General features: G+C 58.7%; 20 protein-coding genes. 17 read left to right on the top strand and 3 right to left on the bottom strand.

The genetic code is table 11. The features are described 5' to 3' along the window. Positions 1-33: 33 nt before the first annotated feature. On the bottom strand, positions 34-1,236 hold the full coding sequence (ackA, locus tag QOL81_RS05945) for an acetate kinase (RefSeq protein WP_055312511.1): 1,203 nt from the start codon (positions 1,234-1,236) through the stop codon (positions 34-36). 358 nt (positions 1,237-1,594) lie between these two features. On the opposite strand from ackA, the gene yfbV reads away from it, so the two are divergent. From yfbV to QOL81_RS05925, 4 genes are all read left to right on the top strand, one after another. After that, positions 1,595-2,050, top strand: a complete 456-nt coding sequence (yfbV, locus tag QOL81_RS05940; RefSeq protein WP_004936061.1) for a terminus macrodomain insulation protein YfbV — start codon at positions 1,595-1,597, stop codon at positions 2,048-2,050. A 143-nt stretch (positions 2,051-2,193) separates the two neighbouring features. Continuing rightward, positions 2,194-2,688: a YfbU family protein gene (locus QOL81_RS05935; RefSeq protein WP_016926898.1), complete on the top strand. Its 495-nt coding sequence runs from the start codon at positions 2,194-2,196 to the stop codon at positions 2,686-2,688. Between the two features lie 17 nt (positions 2,689-2,705). After that, on the top strand, positions 2,706-3,362 hold the full coding sequence (locus QOL81_RS05930; protein WP_060420045.1) for a sugar phosphatase: 657 nt from the start codon (positions 2,706-2,708) through the stop codon (positions 3,360-3,362). Between the two features lie 79 nt (positions 3,363-3,441). After that, on the top strand, positions 3,442-5,292 hold the full coding sequence (locus QOL81_RS05925; protein WP_072270997.1) for an SLC13 family permease: 1,851 nt from the start codon (positions 3,442-3,444) through the stop codon (positions 5,290-5,292). Positions 5,293-5,319: 27 nt separating this feature from the next. On the opposite strand, the gene yfbR is transcribed toward QOL81_RS05925, so the two are convergent. Together yfbR and QOL81_RS05915 are read right to left on the bottom strand one after the other, a co-directional pair. After that, positions 5,320-5,919 carry a 5'-deoxynucleotidase gene (gene yfbR / locus QOL81_RS05920; protein ID WP_025303666.1) on the bottom strand — a complete coding sequence of 200 codons (600 nt, stop codon included), beginning with the start codon at positions 5,917-5,919 and terminating at the stop codon, positions 5,320-5,322. 107 nt (positions 5,920-6,026) lie between these two features. Beyond that, the gene (locus QOL81_RS05915) at positions 6,027-7,241 is read right to left on the bottom strand and encodes a pyridoxal phosphate-dependent aminotransferase (protein ID WP_283439722.1); all 1,215 of its coding nucleotides are present in this window, start codon (positions 7,239-7,241) and stop codon (positions 6,027-6,029) included. Between the two features lie 856 nt (positions 7,242-8,097). On the opposite strand from QOL81_RS05915, the gene lrhA reads away from it, so the two are divergent. From lrhA to nuoM, 13 genes are all read left to right on the top strand, one after another. Beyond that, entirely contained in the window at positions 8,098-9,042 is a 945-nt protein-coding gene (gene lrhA / locus QOL81_RS05910) for a transcriptional regulator LrhA (RefSeq protein ID WP_004936045.1), read from the top strand. Between the two features lie 707 nt (positions 9,043-9,749). Then, entirely contained in the window at positions 9,750-10,187 is a 438-nt protein-coding gene (gene nuoA, locus QOL81_RS05905) for an NADH-quinone oxidoreductase subunit NuoA (RefSeq protein ID WP_025303663.1), read from the top strand. 15 nt (positions 10,188-10,202) lie between these two features. Continuing rightward, a complete protein-coding gene (locus QOL81_RS05900) occupies positions 10,203-10,877 on the top strand; it encodes a NuoB/complex I 20 kDa subunit family protein (RefSeq protein WP_004936039.1) in 675 nt (224 codons plus the stop codon). A 96-nt stretch (positions 10,878-10,973) separates the two neighbouring features. Then, positions 10,974-12,770, top strand: coding sequence for an NADH-quinone oxidoreductase subunit C/D (gene nuoC / locus QOL81_RS05895; protein WP_004936036.1), 1,797 nt, complete (start codon positions 10,974-10,976; stop codon positions 12,768-12,770). A gap of 2 nt (positions 12,771-12,772) precedes the next feature. Continuing rightward, positions 12,773-13,324: an NADH-quinone oxidoreductase subunit NuoE gene (gene nuoE / locus QOL81_RS05890; protein WP_015378580.1), complete on the top strand. Its 552-nt coding sequence runs from the start codon at positions 12,773-12,775 to the stop codon at positions 13,322-13,324. Next, positions 13,321-14,667, top strand: coding sequence for an NADH-quinone oxidoreductase subunit NuoF (gene nuoF / locus QOL81_RS05885; protein WP_015378579.1), 1,347 nt, complete (start codon positions 13,321-13,323; stop codon positions 14,665-14,667). The genes nuoE and nuoF overlap by 4 nt, the downstream gene beginning before the upstream one ends. A gap of 76 nt (positions 14,668-14,743) precedes the next feature. Further along, complete coding sequence (nuoG, locus tag QOL81_RS05880; protein WP_080480343.1) at positions 14,744-17,482, top strand: NADH-quinone oxidoreductase subunit NuoG; 2,739 nt, start codon at positions 14,744-14,746, stop codon at positions 17,480-17,482. Further along, complete coding sequence (gene nuoH / locus QOL81_RS05875; protein ID WP_004936022.1) at positions 17,479-18,456, top strand: NADH-quinone oxidoreductase subunit NuoH; 978 nt, start codon at positions 17,479-17,481, stop codon at positions 18,454-18,456. Before nuoG ends, nuoH begins: the two co-directional genes overlap by 4 nt. Before the next feature lie 14 nt (positions 18,457-18,470). Further along, positions 18,471-19,013 carry an NADH-quinone oxidoreductase subunit NuoI gene (nuoI, locus tag QOL81_RS05870; RefSeq protein ID WP_025160170.1) on the top strand — a complete coding sequence of 181 codons (543 nt, stop codon included), beginning with the start codon at positions 18,471-18,473 and terminating at the stop codon, positions 19,011-19,013. 13 nt (positions 19,014-19,026) lie between these two features. Further along, positions 19,027-19,584, top strand: coding sequence for an NADH-quinone oxidoreductase subunit J (gene nuoJ, locus QOL81_RS05865; protein ID WP_019453717.1), 558 nt, complete (start codon positions 19,027-19,029; stop codon positions 19,582-19,584). Further along, positions 19,581-19,883, top strand: coding sequence for an NADH-quinone oxidoreductase subunit NuoK (gene nuoK, locus QOL81_RS05860; protein ID WP_004936014.1), 303 nt, complete (start codon positions 19,581-19,583; stop codon positions 19,881-19,883). The genes nuoJ and nuoK overlap by 4 nt, the downstream gene beginning before the upstream one ends. Beyond that, positions 19,880-21,727 carry an NADH-quinone oxidoreductase subunit L gene (nuoL, locus tag QOL81_RS05855; RefSeq protein ID WP_019453716.1) on the top strand — a complete coding sequence of 616 codons (1,848 nt, stop codon included), beginning with the start codon at positions 19,880-19,882 and terminating at the stop codon, positions 21,725-21,727. Before nuoK ends, nuoL begins: the two co-directional genes overlap by 4 nt. A 95-nt stretch (positions 21,728-21,822) precedes the next feature. Beyond that, entirely contained in the window at positions 21,823-23,352 is a 1,530-nt protein-coding gene (nuoM, locus tag QOL81_RS05850; RefSeq protein WP_025303660.1) for an NADH-quinone oxidoreductase subunit M, read from the top strand. Position 23,353: the final 1 nt, after the last annotated feature.

Genomic DNA, 23,353 nt, shown 5'->3' with positions numbered 1-23,353 from the left:
CCGTCAGCCTGGGCTGACGGTGTTTTGAGAGCATTACGCGGTCAGGCGGGATGCGTCCTGCGCGATGACCAACTCTTCGTTGGTCGGGATCACCAGCGCCAGGCGGCTGCCGTCTTTGGTGATGGCGCCGGATTTGCCGAAGCGAGCGGCCATGTTGCGGTCGTGGTCGATTTCGAAGCCCAGCAGGCCCAGTTTGTTCAGGGTCAGCTCACGCACCATGCCGGCGTTCTCGCCGATGCCGCCGGTGAAGATCACCGCGTCCAGACGGCCTTCCATCAGGGCGCTGTATGCGCCGATGTATTTGGCCAGACGGTGGCAGAACACGTCCATGGCGCGTTTGGCGTCGGCTTTGCTGTCGTAGTTGTCTTCAACGTAACGGCAGTCGCTGGTGACTTCGGTCAGGCCCAGCAGGCCGGATTCTTTGGTCAGCATCTTGTTGATCTGGTCAACGCTCATGCCCAGAGAATCGTGCAGGTGGAAGATGATAGCCGGATCGATGTCACCGCTGCGGGTGCCCATCACCAGGCCTTCCAGCGGGGTCAGACCCATGGAGGTGTCAACGCACTGGCCGTTGCGCACTGCGGTAACGGAACCGCCGTTGCCCAGGTGGCAAGTGATCACGTTCACTTCTTCTACCGGCTTGTTCAGCATCTTCGCGGCTTCCTGAGTCACGTAGAAGTGGCTGGTGCCGTGTGCGCCGTAGCGGCGAACGCCGTGGTCGCGGTACAGGCTGTACGGCAGGGCGTACAGGTAAGATTCTTCCGGCATGGTCTGGTGGAACGCGGTGTCGAACACGGCAACGTTCTTGTCGGCCAGGTTAGGGAAGGATTTCAGCGCTTCCGCGATGCCGATCAGGTGAGCCGGGTTGTGCAGTGGTGCAAACGGCACGGAATCTTTGATACCCTGCAGAACTTCGTCGTTGATCACGGCGGAAGCGGTAAACTTCTCGCCGCCGTGCACGATGCGGTGGCCGATAGCGGTCAGCTGCGCAGAAAGCTCTGGTTTTTGTGCCAGAATAGTATTAACAATGAAGTTCAGCGCTTCGCTGTGTGCAGCGCCGGCCCCCAGGGCAGCTTCGTGTTTGGCGCCGTCCATTTTCCACTTGATGCGAGCTTCAGGCAGGTGGAAACACTCGGCCAAACCGGAGAGGAATTCGTCGCCGTTAACGGCATCGATGATGGCGAATTTCAGAGAAGAACTGCCGCAGTTAAGAACCAGTACTAGCTTACTCGACATGGAAGTACCTACTTAAATAGTCGTGTTGTTAAAAGAAAATCGAAAACACGTGGTGAATTAATCGTCAATCAGACAACAAGCGTAGCGCATAGTGCCGATGACATTTATGATTAACATCATGTGAAGTGCACAAATCACAGGATGATGGAAAAACCGATGATTTCTCAGCGGTTTAAATAATCTTGATTTTTATAGGGCTAAAAGTTGACAAAATTTGCGTCATCTTCTACCGGCCACAAGGCCGGCTTAGGATACCGATAGCCCGGTGCAAACACAAAATAAATTTAAAGCTTCAAATTTTTTAGTATGGTCTCTGGCAGCACGCTTTTAGTTTCTTTACGTGACGTTGAGGTACGCAATGACGAGCAAACCGTCCGGTTCCGTAAGCTGGTTTCAGGTCTTCCAGCGCGGGCAGCATTATATGAAAACCTGGCCGTCGGACAAACGTCTGGCACCGGTCTTTCCGGAGAACCGCGTTGCGCGTGCCACCCGTTTCGCTATCCGTTTCATGCCGCCGTTGGCGATTTTCACGTTGACCTGGCAGATCGCGCTCGGCGGTCAGCTCGGCCCGGCGATCGCCACCGCGCTGTTCGCCTGCAGCCTGCCGATGCAGGGACTGTGGTGGCTGGGGCGCCGTTCGGTCACGCCGCTGCCGCCGACGCTGCTGCAATGGTTCCATGAGGTGCGCAACAAGCTGACGGAAGCCGGGCAGGCGGTCGCGCCGCTCGAAGGCACGCCGACCTATCAGACGTTGGCCGATCTGCTCAAACGTGCTTTTAAGCAGCTGGACAAAACCTTCCTCGACGATCTGTAACTGAGAAAAGGCCGCGTTGATGCGGCCTTTTTCGTCAAAGCGCTAATAACCCCGGTTTAAATCAAAGAACGGTCGAGTTGTGATTTCCTGCGTTCTTGCGCTGTGCGATGCTCCCGCCATCACACAGAAATGAGGAAATCCTGATGGAAATGACCAACGCCCAGCGGCTGATCCTGTCGAACCAGTACAAGATGATGACCCTGCTCGACCCGGACAACGGCGACCGTTATCGCCGGCTGCAAACCATCGTCGAACGCGGCTTCGGGTTGCAAATGCGCGAACTGGATCGCGACTTCGGCGAACTGAGCGAAGAGGTGTGCCGCACCATCATCAACGTGATGGAGATGCACCATGCGCTGCAGGTTTCCTGGGGCAACCTGAAAGAGAAGCAGGATCTGGACGAGCGCCGCCTGGCGTTTCTCGGCTTCGACGCCGCCACCGAAGCGCGCTACCTGAGCTACGTGCGTTTCCTGGTCAGCACCGAGGGGCGTTATACTCACTTCGATTCCGGCAGCCACGGTTTCAACGCCCAGACCAAAATGTGGGAAAAATACCAGCGTATGCTGGCGATCTGGCTGGCCTGTCCGCGCCAGTATCACCTGAGCGCCGTTGAGATAGCGCAAATCATCAATGCTTGATTAAGAAGAGGTTTTCTGTGGAGTGTAAGGGTTTTCTGTTCGATCTTGATGGCACCCTGGTGGATTCATTGCCGGCGGTAGAGCGCGCCTGGACGCACTGGGCCGAGCGCCGCGGTGTCAACCCGCAAGCGGTGCTGGATTTCATTCACGGTAAACAGGCCATTACTTCTCTGCGCCACTTTATGCCGGGCGAAAGCGAAGCGGAAATTCAGCGCGAGTTCGAGTTGCTGGAGCAGGCCGAAGCGCAGGATACCGACGGCGTTCGCGCGCTGCCGGGCGCGATTGCGCTGCTGGAGCGCCTGAACGCGCTCGGTATCCCTTGGGCGATCGTCACCTCCGGTTCGGTGCCGGTGGCCGGCGCTCGCCGCCAGGCCGGCGGTTTGCCGCAGCCGGAGGTGTTCATCACCGCCGAGCAGGTTAAACACGGTAAGCCACAGCCCGACGCCTATCTGCTGGGCGCCGAGCGCCTGGGGCTTGCGCCGCACGAGTGCGTGGTGGTTGAAGACGCGCCGGCCGGCATTCTCTCCGGCCTGGCGGCGGGCTGCCAGGTGATTGCGGTCAACGCGCCGGCGGATGCGCCGAAGCTGGAGCAGGTCGACCTGCGGCTGGATTCGCTGGCGCAGATCGCCGTCGATAAAACGGCGCAGGGCGCGATCGTTCGCCGGCTGGCCTGAGCGGCATTATCTTCACCCTAATTGATTAGACCCCGCTTCGGCGGGGTTTTTTTATGCTATTTTTTAGACCCTTGGACATTTGCCGGATGAGGCCGTTTTGAACAGCGAATTACTGTGGGTGCTGAGTTTACTGCTGATTGCCATCGTGCTGTTTACCACCAACAAGCTGCGCATGGACGTGGTGGCCCTGTTGGTGATCATCGCCTTCGTGCTGAGCGGCACGCTCAGCCTGCAGGAGGCGACGGTCGGTTTCAGCGATCCCAACGTGATTTTGATCGCGGCGCTGTTCGTGATCGGCGAAGGGCTGGTGCGCACCGGCGTGGCCTATCAGGTGGGGGACTGGCTGGTGAAAGTGGCCGGCAGCAGCGAAACCAAAATGTTGATGCTGCTGATGGTGACGGTCGCCGGGCTGGGGGCGTTCATGAGCTCGACCGGCGTGGTGGCGATCTTTATCCCGGTGGTGCTCAGCGTGACGGCCAGAATGAAGATCGCGCCGGGGCGGCTGATGATGCCGCTCAGCTTCGCCGGGCTTATCAGCGGCATGATGACGCTGGTGGCCACGCCGCCCAACATGGTGGTCAACAGCGAGCTGGTGCGAGAAGGCATCCATGGTTTCGGTTTCTTCAGCGTGACGCCCATTGGCCTGGTGGTGCTGGCGCTGGGCGTCGGTTACATGCTGATCGCCCGGCGTTGGCTGGGCAGCGGTGAAACGGGCAAAGCCGGCGATGACTGGCAGCGCCGTACCTTCCGCGATTTGATCCGCGACTACAAGCTGACCGGTCGCGCGCGGCGGCTGGCTGTCCGCAGCGCTTCGCCGCTGATCGGGCGTTCGCTGGATGAACTGCACCTGCGTGCGCGTTATGGCGCCAACGTGGTGGGTATCGAGCGCTGGAAACGCTTCCGGCGGGTGATGGTCAGCGCCTCTGGCAGCACCGAGCTGCGCGAGGGCGACGTTCTTTTGATCGACATGTCGGACAGCCAGGTCGATCTGCGCGAATTCTGCGGCGAGCAGCGGCTGGAGCCGATGGTGCTGCGCGGCGATTACTTCTCTGAACAGTCGCGCAACGTCGGCATGGCGGAAGTGTCGCTGATCCCGGACTCGGCGCTGCTGGGCAAAAGCCTGCGCGAAGCGGCGTTCCGCAGCCGCTACGATCTCAACGTGGTGGGCATCCGCCGCCACGGCGAGACGCTGGGCGGCAAGCTGGTGGACGAGCCGCTGGAGCTGGGCGACATTTTGCTGGTGATCGGCGACTGGAAGGCGATCCGTCAGCTGCAGGCCAAAACCCACGACTTTATCGTGCTCAACTTGCCGGCCGAGGTGGACGAAGTGGCGCCGGCGATCACGCAGGCGCCGCACGCGCTGTTTTGCCTGGCGCTGATGGTGGCAATGATGTTGACCGACGAAATCCCCAACCCCATCGCGGCGCTGATCGCCTGCCTGCTGATGGGCAAGTTTCGCTGTATCGATATGGAGAGCGCCTATAAATCGATCCATTGGCCGAGCATTATTTTGATCGTCGGGATGATGCCGTTTGCGCAGGCGCTGCAAAAGACCGGCGGGGTGGATCTGATCGTCAGCGGGCTGATGGACGTCGCCGGCGGCGCGGGGCCGCGCGTGATGCTGCTGTGCCTGTTCGTCTTGTGCGCCACCATCGGCCTGTTTATTTCCAACACCGCGACGGCGGTGCTGATGGCGCCGATCGCCATCGCCGCCGCGCGCGAAATGGGCGTCTCGCCATACCCGTTTGCGATGATTATCGCCATCGCCGCGTCCGCCGCCTTTATGACGCCGGTCTCTTCACCGGTCAACACGTTGGTGCTGGGGCCGGGCAATTACAAGTTCGGCGATTTCGTGCGTCTCGGCGTGCCGTTCACTCTGCTGGTGATGGCGGTCAGCGTGATTGTGGTGCCGTGGCTCTACGGCTTTTAACGGCGCAGCGAGGCTGCGCCGGCGGGGTTACAGCGAACTGTCGAGGCTGATTTCGTCCAATGACAGGCTGAAGCTGGGAATGAACACGTCCATGAAGTAGTCCATTTCCGGGCTGCGGCGCTGTTCCAGGGTTTTATCCAGCCGCGCCTTGGCCAGGGTGAATTCGTTGTTGCCGGCAGAGAGTTCCTCCAGGCATTTCAGGTAGGCGCACAGCGCGTCTGCCTGCTTCACTACCTGCTTTTCATCTTCGCTGTAGTAGTGCTCATCGAGAATGGTGCGGAAATCGTTGCGCAGCTCCGCGGGGATCATGTCCAGCAGCTTTTGCTGGGCGATCTTTTCGATCTTCTTGTATTCATGGGCGATCTGCGGATTGTAGTACTTGATCGGCGTCGGCATGTCGCCGGTGATCACTTCGCTGGCGTCGTGGTACATCGCCAGCAGCGCAACGCGGTCGGCGTTGAGGTTGCCGTTGAATTTGCGGTTCTTGATCACCGCCAACGCGTGGGCGACAAAGGCCACCTGCAGACTGTGTTCGGAGACGTTCTCGGTACGCACGTTGCGCATCAGCGGCCAGCGGTTGATCAGTTTCAGGCGGGACAGATGGGCGAAGAAATGGCTCTGGCTCATGGTGCTCTCTTTAACGGCAAGTGAGGGCCCCATTGTGAAGCAGTGACGGCGAATTTTGCAACCGGGCAATGAGAGAAGGGCGCAGCAAGGCGCTGCGCCCCAGGCGATTACTGGTGGTAACCTTCCAGGAAGCGGCCCAGCTTGCCGACCGCCATTTCCAGTTCATCTACGCGCGGCAGGGTGACGATACGCACGTGATCCGGGTAAGGCCAGTTGAACGCGGTGCCCTGCACCAGCAGCACTTTTTCCTGCAGCAGCAGGTCCAGCACCAGCTTCTGGTCGTCGTGGATGTTGAAGCGCTTGGCGTCGATGCGCGGGAACATATACAGCGCGCCCTGTGGCTTCACGCAAGAGACGCCCGGGATGTCGTTGAGCAGTTCCCAGGTGCGATTGCGTTGTTCGTACAGGCGGCCGCCAGGCTGAATGAATTCGCTGATGCTCTGATAACCGCCCAGCGCGGTTTGAATGGCGTGTTGCATCGGCACGTTGGCGCACAGGCGCATCGAAGCCAGCATCTCCAGCCCTTCGATATAGCCTTTGGCGTGTTTCTTCGGCCCGTTCAGCACCATCCAGCCCTGGCGGAAGCCCGCCACGCGGTAGGTTTTCGACAGGCCGTTGAAGGTCACGGTCAGCAGATCCGGCGCCAGCGCGGCGATCGAATGGTGCTCGGCTTCGTCATACAGGATCTTGTCGTAGATCTCGTCGGCGAAGATGATCAGGTTGTGTTGACGGGCGATCTCGACGATCTGTTCCAGCAGCGCTTTGCTGTAAACCGCGCCGGTCGGGTTGTTCGGGTTGATGATCACGATGCCGCGGGTGCACGGGGTGATCTTGCTGATGATGTCGTCCAGATCCGGGAACCAGCCGGCCTGCTCATCGCACAGGTAGTGCACGGCCTTGCCGCCGGACAGCGATACCGCGGCGGTCCACAGCGGGTAGTCCGGCGCCGGCACCAGCATTTCGTCGCCGCTGTTGAGCAGCGCCTGCATGGATTGGACGATCAGCTCCGAGACGCCGTTGCCAATGTAGATATCCTCAACGGTCACGTCACGCATGTTGCGCGCCTGGTAGTGCTGCATGATCGCTTTACGCGCCGAGAAGAGGCCTTTGGAATCGGAGTAGCCTTGCGCCGTGGGCAGATTGCGGATCACGTCGACCAGGATTTCGTCCGGGGCGTCGAAACCGAACGGGGCAGGGTTGCCGATGTTCAGTTTCAGGACTTTATTGCCTTCTTCTTCAAGACGTTTAGCTTCTTTAAGCACCGGGCCGCGAATGTCATAGCAGACGTTGTCCAGTTTGCTGGATTTCTCAATGGGGGACATAAAAAGTTGAGCCTTTTGCTGGGATAGGGGCGCTCCTACCGTGGGACGCCGCAACCCGCCCAATGTACTCCTGGCGTAGTTGCTTTTGAAGGGTTTTGCACGCCTTTGGTGCAAATGCATGTCGTAACGGGGGATTTTAGTTATGATAAGCAAAGGTAAAGTTATTTTGTGGTCCATAATTTCATGAACTATAATTTTACTAGGGTTTTGTTCTGTAAAATCCCGCCTCGATAAACGCGACGTGCCGGCGATCGTGGCTGGCAGCAGTGAACTGATAAGCCGAAAGGGAGAATAGGCTTCAATAAACTGTAAAGGAACGATAATACCGGAGTTGTCTGATAGCGGGGTGTCAGTTAGCGCACCACACTAAGAAAAATGACATATTTACATTAGCTTTACTTTATATTTTACCTTAAGCATTGTTTATGTGGTTATAGGATTATTATTTAAAGCAAAAATCTTACTGATTGAATTTATTAAATTCATTGAGTGGTAACACGAAGTCGGTACCGTTAATTATTTATCTTTTTTGCTCTGTAATGCAGTCTGAACGCCGGTTGATAAGGGTTCTCAGTAGCACGAATGGAGTGGAAATTAGGCAGTATGAATGAGTAAAATCTCAGGTTCGGTGGGGGTTTTCCCTTTTCACCGGTATTCAGTCCCCCGCGTTCTATAAGCACCATCGATAGATCGCATTTTAAAAAGCGATAGAGGTAACGAATCATAAGTAATTTTTTTGCCCTCCACTTATGAGTGGGGTACTGTCATAACAGGCTCCGTCCTTTTCAACGGCGTCTGAGAAACACACCAGGGTAGTAGTTCGTAAATTAGAATTTAAAAAAGTGAAGAATACACTATGACAACTGCAAATCGTCCGATACTTAATCTCGACCTCGATCTGCTAAGAACCTTTGTTGCGGTTGCTGATTTGAATACCTTTGCGGCGGCGGCGGTTGCCGTATGCCGTACTCAATCAGCCGTCAGTCAACAAATGCAGCGATTAGAGCAACTGGTCGGCAAAGAACTGTTTGCCCGCCATGGGCGTAACAAACTCCTGACTGAGCATGGTATTCAGCTTCTCGGTTATGCCAGGAAGATCCTGCGCTTTAACGACGAAGCCTGTACCTCGCTGATGTACAACAATATTAAAGGTGTTCTGACCATCGGCGCTTCCGACGACACCGCCGATACGATTCTGCCTTTCCTGTTGAACCGCGTGACCGCCATCTATCCGAAGCTGGCCATTGACGTGCGCGTAAAGCGCAGCACGACGATGGTCGATCTGCTGGAAGAGGGCGAGATCGATCTGGCGGTGACCACGGCCGATCCGGCCGGACATCCGCATATCGTGCTGCGCACATCGCCGACGCTGTGGTACTGCGCCGCCGATTACCACTATCAGGCGGGCGAACCGATCCCGTTGGTGGTGATGGATGAGCCAAGCCCGTTCCGCGCGCTGGCGATCAAGCAGCTGGACGAAGCCGGTATCCCGTGGCGTATCGCCTACGTCGCCTCCACGCTGTCCGCGGTGCGGGCGGCCTGTAAGGCCGGCCTGGGCGTGACCGCGCGGCCGATCGAGATGATGAGCCCCGATCTGCGGGTGCTGGGGGCGGTGGAAGGTTTGCCGCCGCTGCCGGATACCCAGTATGCGCTGTGCAAAAACGCGCAGTGCAGCAATGAGCTGGCGATGGCCATCTTCAGCGCAATGCAGGGCGGCAATGACGGTTATGGCTTCAACGGCGCGGAAGCCGGTCTCCAGGGCGATCAGGATGACGCCAGCCTGGTGGACGAAGAAGAATAACGCCGCGGCGTTAGATCTGATGAAAACCTCTGCTTCGGCGGAGGTTTTTTTTGCCCTTTTTTTGGCGATTTTTACTGTTATAGGGATTTAATGACGATTTTGTTATGAGTTGGCTGTTTTATTAACTTTTAAGCGTTACTGAAAAGAGAGTTTGGCCGGGTTTAAGACGCTGAGTTTGTTTTTTGAGCAATAAGATTGAATGGGTTAAAGGCATGGTAATAGCAGGGTTATTTTGTTAGCTTATAGCGGCCGTTTTTGCGGCTTAATTTGAGGAAAATTGTTAAAGGGCCACACTTTTTTTGAGGATTTATGCTGAAAACGTGTCCTGGATCAAAAAAATACCCCTAGGTAGTGAGTGGAAGAACAGGGAATTCCTGAGACAATGGTATAGTAAAACTGAAATGTGCACGTTGGTTTATATCTATCTGTTTCTACACAAAAATTAACTGACACGATTTAGCCAGCCCCTGGCGCATCAAATGTTAATCAAATGATACGTATGTAAACTAGTGTGTAGATACTTTTGTCAAAGTTGACAAAAGGTTATAGAAAGGAGTAAAAAGCCCACAGAAAAACGCTGCCTAACTCGCTGTAAAAGCAGTTTGTTTGTGTGGTTATTTATCCTTCCCTTAAATCGATGTGGCGCACTAACTGCCGGTGACAAGAGCAGCGCGATCGACGCCACTTTTGATGAGTAAGCATAGAGTATGTCAACAACCACTGAAGTTATCGCTCATCACTGGGCGCTCGCCGTATTTCTCGTCGTGGCTATCGGGCTTTGCGGCTTAATGCTGCTGGGTGCGTTCTTCTTGGGCGGGAGAGCCCGGGCGCGCGCCAAACACACCCCGTTTGAATCAGGCATCGACTCGGTCGGTACGGCGCGCATGCGCTTGTCCGCCAAGTTCTACCTGGTGGCCATGTTCTTCGTTATTTTCGACGTTGAAGCCTTATACCTGTATGCCTGGTCGGTCTCGGTTCGCGAGAGCGGTTGGGTAGGCTTTATCGAAGCCGCCATTTTCATTTTGGTGCTATTGGCCGGTCTGGTTTATCTGGTGCGCATCGGCGCGTTGGATTGGACTCCGGCGCGTTCCCAACGCCGCAGCAAACCGAGCACGATCACTAACACCAACAGTCATCCGCAGTAACAGCGAGGCATTAAGATGGACTATACGCTCACCCGCATAGACCCGAACGGTGAGAACGACCGTTATCCCCTGCAAAAACAGGAGATCGTCGCCGATCCCCTGGAACAACAGGTCCACCGCACGGTTTACATGGGTAAACTCGAACATGCGCTGCATGACATGGTGAACTGGGGGCGTAAAAACTCTATTTGGCCGTATAACTTCGGCCTTTCGTGCTGTTACGTGGAGATGGTGACGTCGTTTACCGCCGTTCACGACGTGGCGCGTTTCGGTGCGGAAGTACTGCGCGCCTCCCCGCGTCAGGCTGACCTGATGGTGGTGGCCGGTACCTGTTTCACCAAGATGGCCCCGGTCATCCAACGCCTGTACGAGCAGATGCTGGAGCCTAAGTGGGTGATCTCGATGGGCGCCTGCGCCAACTCCGGCGGCATGTACGACATCTATTCCGTGGTGCAGGGCGTGGACAAGTTCCTGCCGGTCGACGTGTACATTCCCGGCTGCCCGCCGCGTCCGGAAGCCTACATGCAAGCGCTGATGCTGCTGCAGGAATCCATCGGCAAAGAACGTCGCCCGCTGTCGTGGGTTGTCGGCGATCAGGGCGTTTACCGCGCCAATATGCAGTCTGAAAGAGAGCGTAAACACGGCGAACGCATCGCGGTGACCAACCTCCGGACGCCTGACGAGATTTAAGACGTTCATTTAACGTCCATCTTAGTGCGCTATTGGTTAACACAGCGAAAAGTGAAACTTGCGGCGAATAACCCTTTAGTGTGGTGAAAAAAAATTATGACAGATTTGACGACGCACGACGCCTTGCCTGCCTGGCAGACCCGAGATCACCTTGACGACCCGGTGATCGGCGAACTGCGCAACCGTTTTGGGCCGGAAGCCTTTACTGTTCAGGCCACCCGTACCGGCATGCCCGTGGTATGGGTTAAACCTGACCAGTTGCTGGAAGTAATGACGTTCCTGAGAAAACAGCCGAAGCCGTATGTCATGCTGTTCGATCTGCATGGCGTGGACGAACGTCTTCGCACCCACCGCGACGGCCTGCCCGCTGCGGATTTCTCCGTTTTCTACCATCTGATTTCCATCGAACGCAACCGCGACATCATGCTGAAGGTGGCGCTGTCTGAAAAAGACCTGCACGTGCCGACGGCGACCAAGGTGTTCCCGAACGCCAACTGGTACGAGCGCGAAACCTGGGAAATGTTCGGCATCACCTTCGACGGCCACCCGCACCTGTCGCGCATCATGATGCCGCAGACCTGGGAAGGGCACCCGCTGCGCAAGGACTACCCGGCGCGCGCCACCGAATTCGATCCTTTCGTGCTGACCAAGCAGAAAGAAGATCTGGAGATGGAAGCGCTGACTTTCAAGCCGGAAGACTGGGGCATGAAGCGCGGTACCGAGAACGAAGACTTCATGTTCCTCAACCTCGGCCCGAACCACCCGTCCGCGCACGGTGCGTTCCGCATCATTCTGCAGCTGGACGGCGAAGAGATCGTCGACTGCGTACCGGATATCGGCTATCACCACCGCGGCGCCGAGAAGATGGGCGAGCGTCAATCCTGGCACAGCTACATTCCGTACACCGACCGTATCGAGTACCTCGGCGGCTGCGTGAACGAAATGCCTTATGTGCTGGCGGTCGAGAAGCTGGCCGGCATCAAGGTGCCTGAGCGCGTCGACACCATCCGCGTGATGCTGTCCGAGCTGTTCCGCATCAACAGCCACCTGCTGTACATCTCCACCTTCATTCAGGACGTCGGCGCGATGACCCCGGTGTTCTTCGCCTTTACCGACCGTCAGAAAATCTACGATCTGGTGGAAGCGATCACCGGTTTCCGTATGCACCCGGCCTGGTTCCGCATCGGCGGCGTCGCGCACGATCTGCCGCGCGGCTGGGATCGCCTGCTGCGTGAATTCCTCGACTGGATGCCGAAGCGTCTGGACTCCTACGTGAAAGCGGCGCTGAAGAACAGCATCCTGAAAGGCCGTTCCATCGGCGTAGCGTCTTACAACGCCAAAGAAGCGCTGGAGTGGGGCGTGACCGGCGCCGGCCTGCGTGCCACCGGCGTCGAGTTCGACGTGCGTAAATGGCGTCCGTACTCCGGCTACGAGAACTTCGACTTCGAAGTGCCGGTCGGCGACGGCACCAGCGACTGCTACACCCGCGTGATGCTAAAGGTGGAAGAGCTGCGCCAGAGCCTGCGCATTCTCGAACAGTGCCTGAACAACATGCCGGAAGGCCCGTTCAAGGCCGATCACCCGCTGACCACGCCGCCGCCGAAAGAGCGCACGCTGCAGCATATTGAAACGCTGATCACCCACTTCCTGCAGGTTTCCTGGGGCCCGGTGATGCCAGCCAACGAATCATTCCAGATGATTGAAGCCACCAAAGGGATCAATAGCTACTACCTGACCAGCGACGGCAGCACCATGAGCTACCGCACCCGGGTACGTACGCCGAGCTTTGCGCACCTGCAGCAGATCCCATCGGTCATCCGTGGCAGCCTGGTTTCCGACCTGATCGTCTATCTGGGTAGTATCGATTTTGTAATGTCAGATGTGGACCGCTAACTATGCATGATCAAAAAGACAATCACGCAGTCAATGATGCGCTCGAGCCCATCAACGCAGCCGCTCCTCAGAGCGGCGTTGATGCATTTGTACTGAGCGCGGAAGAACGTGATGCGATCGAGCACGAAAAGCACCATTACGAGGATCCGCGCGCCGCTTCCATCGAAGCACTGAAAATTGTGCAGAAGCAGCGCGGCTGGGTTCCGGACGGTGCGATTTACGCCATCGCGGAAGTGCTGGGCATCCCCGCCAGCGACGTAGAAGGCGTGGCCACGTTCTACAGCCAGATTTTCCGTCAGCCAGTAGGACGTCACGTGATCCGTTATTGTGACAGCGTTGTTTGTCACATCACCGGTTACCAGGGCATTCAGGCCGCTATCGAGAAGAAGCTGAACATCAAGCCGGGTCAAACCACCTTTGATGGCCGCTTCACGCTGTTGCCGACCTGCTGTCTGGGCAACTGCGATAAAGGGCCGACCATGATGATTGATGACGACACTCACAGTCAGCTGAAGCCTGAAGATATCGAGACGCTACTGGAGCAGTATCAATGACCAAGCACATTGTACGCACTCCCGAAACGCATCCGCTGACCTGGCGTCTGCGCGATGACAAGCAGCCGCTGTGGCTGGACGAGTACCGCAGCAAAAACGGCTATGCCGGCGCAGAAAAGGCCCTCAAAGGCCTGGCCCCGGACGAGATCGTCGGCCTGGTGAAAGACTCCGGGCTGAAGGGCCGCGGCGGCGCGGGCTTCTCCACCGGTTTGAAGTGGAGCCTGATGCCGAAGGACGAATCCATGAACATCCGTTACCTGCTGTGTAACGCCGATGAAATGGAGCCGGGCACTTATAAAGACCGCCTGCTGATGGAGCAGCTGCCGCATCTGCTGGTGGAAGGCATGTTGATCTCCGCGTTCGCGCTGAAAGCCTACCGTGGGTACATCTTCCTGCGCGGTGAGTACATCGAAGCGGCGGCGCACCTGCGTCGCGCCATCGCGGAAGCCACCGAAGCCGGCTATCTGGGCAAGAACATTCTCGGCACCGGGTTCGATTTCGAGCTGATCGTGCACACCGGCGCCGGCCGTTACATCTGCGGCGAAGAAACCGCACTGATCAACTCGCTGGAAGGCCGCCGCGCCAACCCGCGTTCCAAGCCGCCATTCCCGGCCAGCGCCGGCGTATGGGGCAAGCCGACCTGCGTCAACAACGTCGAAACGCTGTGCAACGTGCCGGCCATTTTGGCGAACGGCGTGGAGTGGTACACCGGCATCTCCGGCAGTGAAGACAAAGGCACCAAGCTGATGGGCTTCTCCGGCCGGGTGAAAAATCCGGGCGTCTGGGAGTTGCCGTTCGGCACCACCGCGCGCGAGATCCTGGAAGACTACGCCGGCGGCATGCGCGACGGTCTGCGCTTCAAAGCCTGGCAGCCGGGCGGCGCGGGGACCGACTTCCTGACCGCCGATCACCTCGATCTGCCGATGGAATACGGCGCGATCGGCAAAGCCGGCAGCCGTCTCGGCACCGCGCTGGCGATGGCGGTAGACCACGAGATCGGCATGGTGCCGCTGGTGCGTAACCTGGAAGAGTTCTTCGCCCGCGAGTCCTGCGGCTGGTGTACGCCATGCCGCGACGGCCTGCCGTGGAGCGTGAAGATCCTGCGTGCGTTGGAAAACGGCGAAGGGCAGCCGGGGGATATCGAAACCCTCGAACAGCTGTGCCGTTCCCTCGGCCCGGGCAAAACCTTCTGCGCCCACGCGCCAGGTGCCGTAGAGCCACTGCAAAGCGCGATTAAATATTTCCGTGAAGAGTTCGAGGCGGGCATCGCCGTGCAGCACTTCGGCAACGCCCATGCGATTGGCGGCATTCAGCCGAACAATCTGCTGAAGCAGCGCTGGTAAGCCGACTCGCCCGAACACGGCCAGAATTTTTGATTAACGCCTGCCGCAAGGCAGGCCACTTGGAAGCATGCTGACTATGGCTACGATTCATGTAGACGGCAAAGAGTATGAGGTAGACGGAGCGGACAACCTGCTGCAGGCTTGTCTTTCCCTCGGCCTTGATATTCCTTACTTTTGCTGGCATCCGGCGCTGGGAAGCGTCGGCGCTTGCCGCCAATGTGCGGTAAAGCAATACCAAAACGCGGAAGATACGCGCGGCCGTTTGGTGATGTCCTGTATGACCCCGGCATCCGACGGCACCTTCATCTCCATCGATGACGGTGAAGCGAAGCAGTTCCGTGAAAGCGTGGTCGAGTGGTTGATGACCAACCACCCGCACGATTGCCCGGTCTGTGAAGAAGGCGGTAACTGTCACCTGCAGGATATGACGGTAATGACCGGCCACAGCTTCCGCCGCTACCGCTTCACCAAGCGCACCCACAACAACCAGGAGCTGGGGCCGTTTATCTCGCACGAGATGAACCGCTGCATCGCCTGCTACCGCTGCGTGCGTTACTACAAAGACTATGCGGACGGCACCGACTTCGGCGTGTACGGCGCGCACGACAACGTCTACTTCGGTCGCCCGGAAAGCGGCACGCTGGAAAGCGAGTTCTCCGGCAACCTGGTGGAAGTGTGCCCGACCGGCGTATTCACCGACAAAACGCACTCCGAACGCTACAACCGTAAATGGGACATGCAGTTCGCGCCGAGCATTTGCCAGCAGTGCAGCATCGGCTGTAACACCAGCCCGGGCGAACGCTATGGCGAGCTGCGCCGTATCGAAAACCGTTACAACGGCAGCGTGAACCACTACTTCCTGTGCGACCGCGGTCGTTTCGGTTACGGCTACGTCAACCAGAAAGATCGTCCGCGTCAACCGCAGCAGCTGCGCGGCGATGACTGGATCACCCTGAACGCCGAGCAGGCGATGCAGGGCGCGGCGGACATCCTGCGTCAGGCGAAGAAAACCATCGGCATCGGCTCCCCGCGCGCCAGCCTGGAAAGCAACTTCGCACTGCGCGAGCTGGTCGGCGCCGAGAACTACTACACCGGTATCGCTCAGGCGGAGCAATCACGCCTGGCGCTGATGCTGAACGTGCTGAAAAACGGCGGTGTCCATACGCCGGCGCTGCGTGAGATCGAAGATTACGACGCGGTGCTGGTGCTGGGCGAAGACCTGACGCAAACCGGTGCGCGTATCGCGCTGTCCGTGCGCCAGGCCGTCAAGGGGAAAGCCCGTGCGATGGCGGCGGCGCAACGCGTGGCCGACTGGCAGATCGCGGCGGTGCAGAACATCGGTCAGCACGCCAAGTACCCGCTGTTCACCACCAACGTCGACAACACCCGTCTGGACGACATCGCCGCTTGGAACTACCGCGCGCCGGTGGACGAGCAGGCGCGCTTCGGCTTCGCCATCGCTCACGCGCTGGACAGCGCGGCGCCGGCGGTGAACGATCTGGCTGAAGGCCTGAACAAGAAAGTCGATATCATCGTGCAGGCGCTGACCGGCGCACGCAAACCGCTGATCGTGACCGGCAGCAACGCCGGCAGCGAAGCCATCATCGAAGCGGCGGCCAACATCGCCAAAGCGTTGAAGGGCCGCGGTTCCGATGTCGGCATCACCTTCGTGGCGGGCGCAGCCAACAGCATGGGCCTGGCGATGATCGGCGGCGGTTCGCTCGATCAGGCGCTGGAACAGCTGGCGAGCGGCGCAGCAGACACCGCCATCGTGATGGAAAACGATCTCTATCGTCATGCGCCGGCGGCGCAGGTGGATGCGGCGTTGGCCAAGGTCAACAATCTGATCATCGCCGACCACCAGCGCACTGCGATCATGGACAAAGCCAACCTGATCCTCTCCTCGGCCAGCTTCGCCGAGAGCGACGGTACGCTGATCAACCAGGAAGGCCGCGCGCAGCGCTTCTTCCAAGTATACGATCCGGCTTACTACGACGACGCCAAGAAGAATCAGTTCACCGTGATGCTGGAAAGCTGGCGCTGGATGCACTCGCTGCACTCCACCTACACCAGCCGCCACGTGGACTGGACCCAGCTCGATGACGTGATCGCCGCTTGCGTTGCCGCGTTGCCGCAGCTGCAGGGCATCGTCGACGCTGCGCCGGACGCGACTTTCCGCATTCGCGGTCAGAAGCTGGCGCGTTCGCCGCACCGCTCCAGCGGCCGTACCGCCATGCGCGCTAACATCAGCGTGCACGAGCCGCGTCAGCCGCAGGATAAAGACACCATGTTCGCCTTCTCGATGGAAGGGAACAACAGCCCGCTGGCCGATCGTCAGCAGATCCCGTTCGCCTGGGCGCCAGGCTGGAACTCACCGCAGGCATGGAACAAGTTCCAGGCCGAAGTGGGCGGCAAACTGCGCCACGGCGATCCGGGCGTGCGCCTGATCGAAGCGGGGGAGGGCAGCCTCGGTTACTTCGATCGCGTGCCTGCCGCGTTCAATCCGGTCGACGGTTGGCGTGTCGCGCCTTACTACCACCTGTTCGGCAGCGACGAAATGTCGCAGCGCTCTCACGTGATCCAGCAGCGCATGCCGGAAGCCTACGTGATGGTCAACCCGGCCGACGCGGCGACGCTTGGCGTCAACGCGGGCAGCCTGGTGGAGTTCAGCTGTGCGGGACAGACCCTGCGTCTGCCGGTGCGTCTGAGTGAAACCCTGACCCAGGGCCAGGTTGGTTTGCCGCTCGGCTTGCCAGGGATCCCGCCGATCTTGGTGGGTACTAAGGTAGACAATCTGCGGGAGGCAGCACGATGAGCTGGTTTACCCCTGAGGTGATCGACATTCTGATCGCCATTCTTAAAGCGGTCGTGATCCTGTTGGTGGTCGTGGCGTGCGGGGCATTCATGAGCTTCGGCGAACGCCGTCTGCTCGGCCTGTTCCAGAACCGCTACGGACCGAACCGCGTAGGCTGGGGCGGCTCGCTGCAGCTGGTCGCCGACATGATCAAAATGTTCTTCAAGGAAGACTGGGTACCGAGATTCTCCGACCGGGTGATCTTCACCCTGGCGCCGATGATCGCCTTTACTTCCCTGTTGCTGGCATTTGCCATCGTTCCGGTCAGCCCGACCTGGGCGGTGTCCGATCTCAACATCGGTATTCTGTTCTTCCTGATGATGGCCGGCCTGGCGGTGTACGCCGTGCTGTTCGCCGGATGGTCGAGCAACAACAAATACTCGCTGTTGGGCGCGATGCGCGCCTCCGCGCAAACCCTGAGCTACGAAGTGTTCATCGGCCTGTCGCTGATGGGCGTGGTGATGCAGGCGGATTCGTTCAACATGCAGGCCATCGTTGAATCCCAGGCGCACGTCTGGAACGTCATTCCGCAGTTCTTCGGCTTCGTGACCTTCGCGATCGCCGGCGTGGCGGTGTGCCACCGTCACCCGTTTGACCAGCCGGAAGCCGAGCAGGAACTGGCCGACGGTTACCACATCGAATATTCCGGCATGAAGTTCGGTCTGTTCTTCGTGGGGGAATACATCGGTATCGTCACCGTGTCCGCCCTGATTGTGACGTTGTTCTTCGGCGGCTGGCAGGGTCCGTTCCTGCCGCCATTCATCTGGTTCGCGTTGAAAACGGCCTTCTTCATGATGATGTTCATCCTGATCCGTGCCGCGCTGCCGCGTCCGCGTTATGACCAGGTGATGTCCTTCGGCTGGAAAGTGTGCCTGCCGCTGACGCTGCTGAACCTGCTGGCAACCGCCGCGGTCATTTTGTACAACGCTCAATAAGGGGTGAATAAACCATGACATTGAAAGAGTTAGTGGTTGGTTTCGGCACCCAGGTGCGCAGCATTTGGATGATTGGCATGCATGCCTTCGCCAAGCGCGAAACCCAGATGTATCCGGAAGAACCGGTTTACCTGCCGCCGCGCTACCGTGGCCGCATCGTGCTGACGCGCGATCCGGACGGCGAAGAGCGCTGCGTCGCCTGTAACCTGTGTGCGGTGGCCTGCCCGGTCGGCTGTATCTCGCTGCAAAAAGCGGAGCAGAAAGACGGCCGTTGGTATCCGGAGTTCTTCCGCATCAACTTCTCGCGCTGCATTTTCTGTGGCCTGTGCGAAGAGGCTTGCCCGACTACCGCTATCCAGCTGACGCCGGATTTCGAACTGGGTGAGTACAAGCGTCAGGATCTGGTATACGAAAAAGAAGATCTGTTGATCTCGGGGCCGGGTAAATATCCGGAATATAACTTCTACCGGATGGCCGGTATGGCGATTGACGGCAAAGCCAAAGGCGAAGCCGAAAACGAAGCCAAACCGATCGACGTCAAAGGTCTGTTGCCCTAAGGAGCCAGCAAGCATGGAAATTGCATTTTACCTGGCAGGTTTGATTGCGGTGGCCGCGACGATTCGCGTGATCACCCATACCAACCCTGTACATGCGCTGCTGTATCTGATCGTCTCGTTATTGGCGATCTCGGCAGTCTTCTTCTCGCTCGGCGCCTACTTTGCCGCCGCGTTGGAAATCATCGTCTATGCGGGCGCCATCATGGTGCTGTTCGTGTTCGTGGTGATGATGCTGAACCTCGGCAACGTGCAGCAGCAAGAGCGCGACTGGATGAAGCCAACGGTGTGGATCGGGCCTGGCCTGTTGTCGCTGGCGCTGCTGGTGGTATTGATCGTCGCGATCCGCAGCGTATCCGACCAGGGTATCAGCGGCGAGATGGTCGACGCGAAGGCGGTGGGCATCAGCCTGTTCGGGCCTTACGTATTGGCGGTTGAGCTGGCCTCAATGCTGCTGTTGGCGGGTCTGGTTGTCGCCTTCCATATCGGCCGCGAGCACAAGCCTGGCGAGGTGCTGAGCAACGCGCCGGCGAGTGGCGAAATGGCGAGAAGAAAATCGGAGGAGCAAGCATGATCCCTCTTCAACACGGCCTGATCCTGGCGGCTATCCTGTTTGTGCTCGGGCTGACCGGGCTGCTGGTGCGCCGCAACCTGCTGTTTATGCTGATCAGCCTGGAAGTGATGATCAACGCTGCGGCGTTGGCGTTTATCGTGGCGGGAAGCTACTGGGGCCAGGCGGACGGTCAGGTGATGTACATCCTGGCGATCAGCCTGGCGGCAGCCGAGGCCAGTATCGGCCTGGCGCTGCTGCTGCAGCTCTACCGTCGTCGTCATACCCTGAATATTGATACTGTCAGTGAGATGCGCGGATGAACCTATTATATTTAACAATTCTGCTACCGCTGATCGGGTTCCTGCTGCTGGCATTTTCCCGCGGTCGTTGGTCTGAGAACACGGCGGCTACCGTCGGCGTGGGCTCTATCGGCCTGGCTGCGCTGGTCACGGTGTATGTGGCGATGGATTTCTTCGCCCAGAAAGCCGCCGGCGTGCAGCTGTTCGAGCAAAGCCTGTGGACCTGGATGGCCGTCGGCAACTTCAATATCGGCGTGACCCTGGTGCTGGACGGCCTGTCGCTGACCATGCTGTCGGTGGTCACCGGCGTCGGCTTCTTCATCCACATGTTCGCCTCCTGGTACATGCGCGGTGAAGAGGGCTACTCGCGCTTCTTCGCTTACACCAACCTGTTTATCGCCAGCATGGTGGTCTTGGTGCTGGCGGACAACCTGCTGCTGATGTATCTGGGTTGGGAAGGCGTGGGCCTGTGCAGCTACCTGTTGATCGGTTTCTACTACAAAGATCCGGCCAACGGCGCGGCGGCGATGAAAGCCTTCATCGTGACCCGCGTGGGTGACGTGTTCCTGGCGTTCGCGCTGTTCATCCTCTACAACGAGCTGGGCACGCTGAATATCCGCGAGCTGATGATCCTGGCACCGCAGAAACTGGCGGTGGGCGATACGGCCATCACTTGGGCGACCCTGATGCTGCTGGGCGGCGCGGTCGGTAAATCGGCGCAGCTGCCGTTGCAAACCTGGTTGGCGGACGCGATGGCGGGCCCAACCCCGGTTTCCGCACTGATCCACGCGGCGACCATGGTGACCGCGGGCGTCTATCTGATCGCCCGTACGCACGGCCTGTTCCTGATGGCGCCGGAAGTGCTGCACCTGGTGGGCATCGTCGGTGCGGTCACTCTGCTGCTGGCCGGCTTCGCCGCACTGGTGCAGACCGACATCAAGCGCGTGCTCGCTTACTCCACCATGAGCCAGATCGGTTACATGTTCCTGGCGCTGGGCGTGCAGGCATGGGACGCGGCGATCTTCCACCTGATGACCCACGCGTTCTTCAAGGCGCTGCTGTTCCTGTCGTCCGGTTCGGTGATCCTGGCTTGCCACCACGAGCAAAACATCTTCAAGATGGGCGGCCTGCGCAAGAGCATCCCGCTGGTGTACGTCTGCTTCCTGGTGGGTGGCGCGGCGCTGTCTGCGTTGCCGCTGGTCACGGCCGGCTTCTTCAGTAAGGACGAGATCCTGGCGGGCGCGATGGCCAACGGCCACATCAACCTGATGGTGGCCGGCCTGGTCGGCGCGTTCATGACCTCGCTGTACACCTTCCGTATGATTTTCATCGTGTTCCATGGCGAAGAGAAAATCAAAGCGCATGCCGGTAAAGGCATCACTCACCATCTGCCGCTGCTGGTTCTGCTGGTGCTGTCCACCTTCGTCGGCGCGATGATCGTGCCGCCGTTGCAGGGCGTGCTGCCGGATACGACCGAGCTGGCGCACGGCAGCGTGCTGACGCTTGAAATCACCTCCGGCGTGGTAGCTATCGTCGGCATTCTGCTGGCGGCCGCGCTGTGGCTGGGCAAACGTAGCCTGGTCAACAGCATCGCCAACAGCGCGCCGGGGCGTTTCTTCTCGACCTGGTGGTTCCATGCCTGGGGCTTCGACTGGCTGTATGACAAAGTGTTCGTCAAGCCGTACCTGGGCATTGCGAAGCTGCTGCAGCGCGATCCGCTGAACTCGCTGATGAACCTGCCGGCCGTCTTCTCCCGCTGGGGGAACCGCGGTCTGACGGTGAGCGAGAACGGTCAGGTGCGTTGGTATATAGCGTCTATGGGTGTGGGTGCAGTGGTCGTATTGGCTCTGTTGATTTTGGTTTAATTGAATAATTTAAACAGACGCATTTTTCGGGCGTAGCGCCGGGCAGGCGCTACGTACAAAGTTTGAAATTATTCGTATAAGGGACACAAAACGCCATGCTATTACCTTGGCTAATTCTTATCCCCTTTATCGGCGGTCTGCTGTGCTGGCAGCTTGAGCGCTTCGGTACTAAGGTGCCGCGCTGGATAGCGCTGATCGCAATGGGGCTGACGTTGGCGCTCTCTCTGCAGCTGTGGATGCAGGGCGGCTATACCTTGACCACGCCGAAAGGCATTCCGCAGTGGCAGAGCGAATTCCTGCTGCCGTGGATCCCGCGCTTCGGCATCTCCATCCACCTGGCGCTGGACGGCCTGTCGCTGCTGATGGTGGTGTTGACCGGTCTGCTGGGCGTGCTGGCGATCCTCTGTTCCTGGCGTGAAATCCAGAAGTATCAGGGCTTCTTCCACCTCAACCTGCTGTGGATCCTGGGCGGCGTTATCGGCGTGTTCCTCGCCATCGACATGTTCCTGTTCTTCTTCTTCTGGGAAATGATGTTGGTGCCGATGTACTTCCTGATCGCGCTGTGGGGCCACAAGGCGTCGGACGGTAAAACCCGTATCACCGCAGCGACCAAGTTCTTCATCTACACCCAGGCCAGCGGTCTGGTGATGCTGATTGCGATCCTGGGCCTGGTGTTCGTGCACTACAACGCGACCGGCGTGTGGACCTTCGATTACGAAGACCTGCTGCAAACGCCGATGTCCCACAACGTGCAATATCTGTTGATGCTGGGCTTCTTCATCGCCTTCGCGGTGAAAATGCCGGTGGTGCCGCTGCACGGCTGGTTGCCGGACGCGCACAGCCAGGCACCGACCGCAGGTTCCGTCGACCTGGCGGGCATCTTGCTGAAAACGGCGGCCTACGGCCTGCTGCGTTTCAGCCTGCCGCTGTTCCCTGAGGCTTCGCACGAGTTTGCGCCAATCGCCATGTGGCTGGGCGTGATCGGCATCTTCTACGGCGCCTGGATGGCGTTCGCGCAGACCGACATCAAGCGTCTTATTGCCTACACCTCGGTTTCGCACATGGGCTTCGTGCTGATCGCCATCTACACTGGCAGCCAGCTGGCTTACCAGGGCGCGGTGATCCAGATGATCGCGCACGGTCTGTCCGCCGCCGGTATGTTTATCATCTGCGGCCAGCTGTATGAGCGTCTGCATACCCGCGACATGCGTCAGATGGGCGGCCTGTGGGGGCGTATCAAGTTCATCCCTGCGCTGTCGCTGTTCTTCGCCGTGGCTACGCTGGGGATGCCGGGTACCGGTAACTTCGTCGGCGAATTCATGATTCTGTTCGGCAGCTACCAGGTGGTGCCGGTGATCACCGTGATTTCTACCTTCGGTCTGGTGTTCGCTTCGGTTTACTCGCTGATCATGATGCAGCGCGCTTATTACGGTGCGCCTAAATCCGACCAGCCGCTGCAGGGCATGACCGCGCGCGAGCTGTTCATCATTCTGCTGCTGGTGGTGTTGCTGGTTCTGCTGGGGGTTTACCCGCAGCCGATTCTGGATACTTCCAACGCGGCGATGAGCAACGTGCAACACTGGTTTGGTTCGTCAGTTTCAGCAATTTCAACAACAAGGCCGTAAT

This window comes from Serratia sp. CC22-02, assembly GCF_900182895.1.
Classification (GTDB): domain Bacteria; phylum Pseudomonadota; class Gammaproteobacteria; order Enterobacterales; family Enterobacteriaceae; genus Serratia; species Serratia nevei.
This window is presented reverse-complemented; position numbering and strand designations above follow the sequence as displayed.

Excerpts from the sequence above, each read along its gene's own strand:
- nuoI (WP_025160170.1), top strand. The coding sequence starts at position 18,471 with ATGACATTGAAAGAGTTAGTGGTTGGTTTCGGCACCCAGGTGCGCAGC.
- nuoL (WP_019453716.1), top strand. The coding sequence starts at position 19,880 with ATGAACCTATTATATTTAACAATTCTGCTACCGCTGATCGGGTTCCTG.
- nuoK (WP_004936014.1), top strand. The coding sequence starts at position 19,581 with ATGATCCCTCTTCAACACGGCCTGATCCTGGCGGCTATCCTGTTTGTG.
- ackA (WP_055312511.1), bottom strand. The coding sequence starts at position 1,236 with ATGTCGAGTAAGCTAGTACTGGTTCTTAACTGCGGCAGTTCTTCTCTG.
- lrhA (WP_004936045.1), top strand. The coding sequence starts at position 8,098 with ATGACAACTGCAAATCGTCCGATACTTAATCTCGACCTCGATCTGCTA.
- nuoA (WP_025303663.1), top strand. The coding sequence starts at position 9,750 with ATGTCAACAACCACTGAAGTTATCGCTCATCACTGGGCGCTCGCCGTA.
- nuoM (WP_025303660.1), top strand. The coding sequence starts at position 21,823 with ATGCTATTACCTTGGCTAATTCTTATCCCCTTTATCGGCGGTCTGCTG.
- QOL81_RS05900 (WP_004936039.1), top strand. The coding sequence starts at position 10,203 with ATGGACTATACGCTCACCCGCATAGACCCGAACGGTGAGAACGACCGT.
- nuoE (WP_015378580.1), top strand. The coding sequence starts at position 12,773 with ATGCATGATCAAAAAGACAATCACGCAGTCAATGATGCGCTCGAGCCC.
- QOL81_RS05935 (WP_016926898.1), top strand. The coding sequence starts at position 2,194 with ATGGAAATGACCAACGCCCAGCGGCTGATCCTGTCGAACCAGTACAAG.
- nuoC (WP_004936036.1), top strand. The coding sequence starts at position 10,974 with ATGACAGATTTGACGACGCACGACGCCTTGCCTGCCTGGCAGACCCGA.
- nuoF (WP_015378579.1), top strand. The coding sequence starts at position 13,321 with ATGACCAAGCACATTGTACGCACTCCCGAAACGCATCCGCTGACCTGG.
- nuoJ (WP_019453717.1), top strand. The coding sequence starts at position 19,027 with ATGGAAATTGCATTTTACCTGGCAGGTTTGATTGCGGTGGCCGCGACG.
- nuoH (WP_004936022.1), top strand. The coding sequence starts at position 17,479 with ATGAGCTGGTTTACCCCTGAGGTGATCGACATTCTGATCGCCATTCTT.
- yfbR (WP_025303666.1), bottom strand. The coding sequence starts at position 5,919 with ATGAGCCAGAGCCATTTCTTCGCCCATCTGTCCCGCCTGAAACTGATC.
- QOL81_RS05915 (WP_283439722.1), bottom strand. The coding sequence starts at position 7,241 with ATGTCCCCCATTGAGAAATCCAGCAAACTGGACAACGTCTGCTATGAC.
- nuoG (WP_080480343.1), top strand. The coding sequence starts at position 14,744 with ATGGCTACGATTCATGTAGACGGCAAAGAGTATGAGGTAGACGGAGCG.
- yfbV (WP_004936061.1), top strand. The coding sequence starts at position 1,595 with ATGACGAGCAAACCGTCCGGTTCCGTAAGCTGGTTTCAGGTCTTCCAG.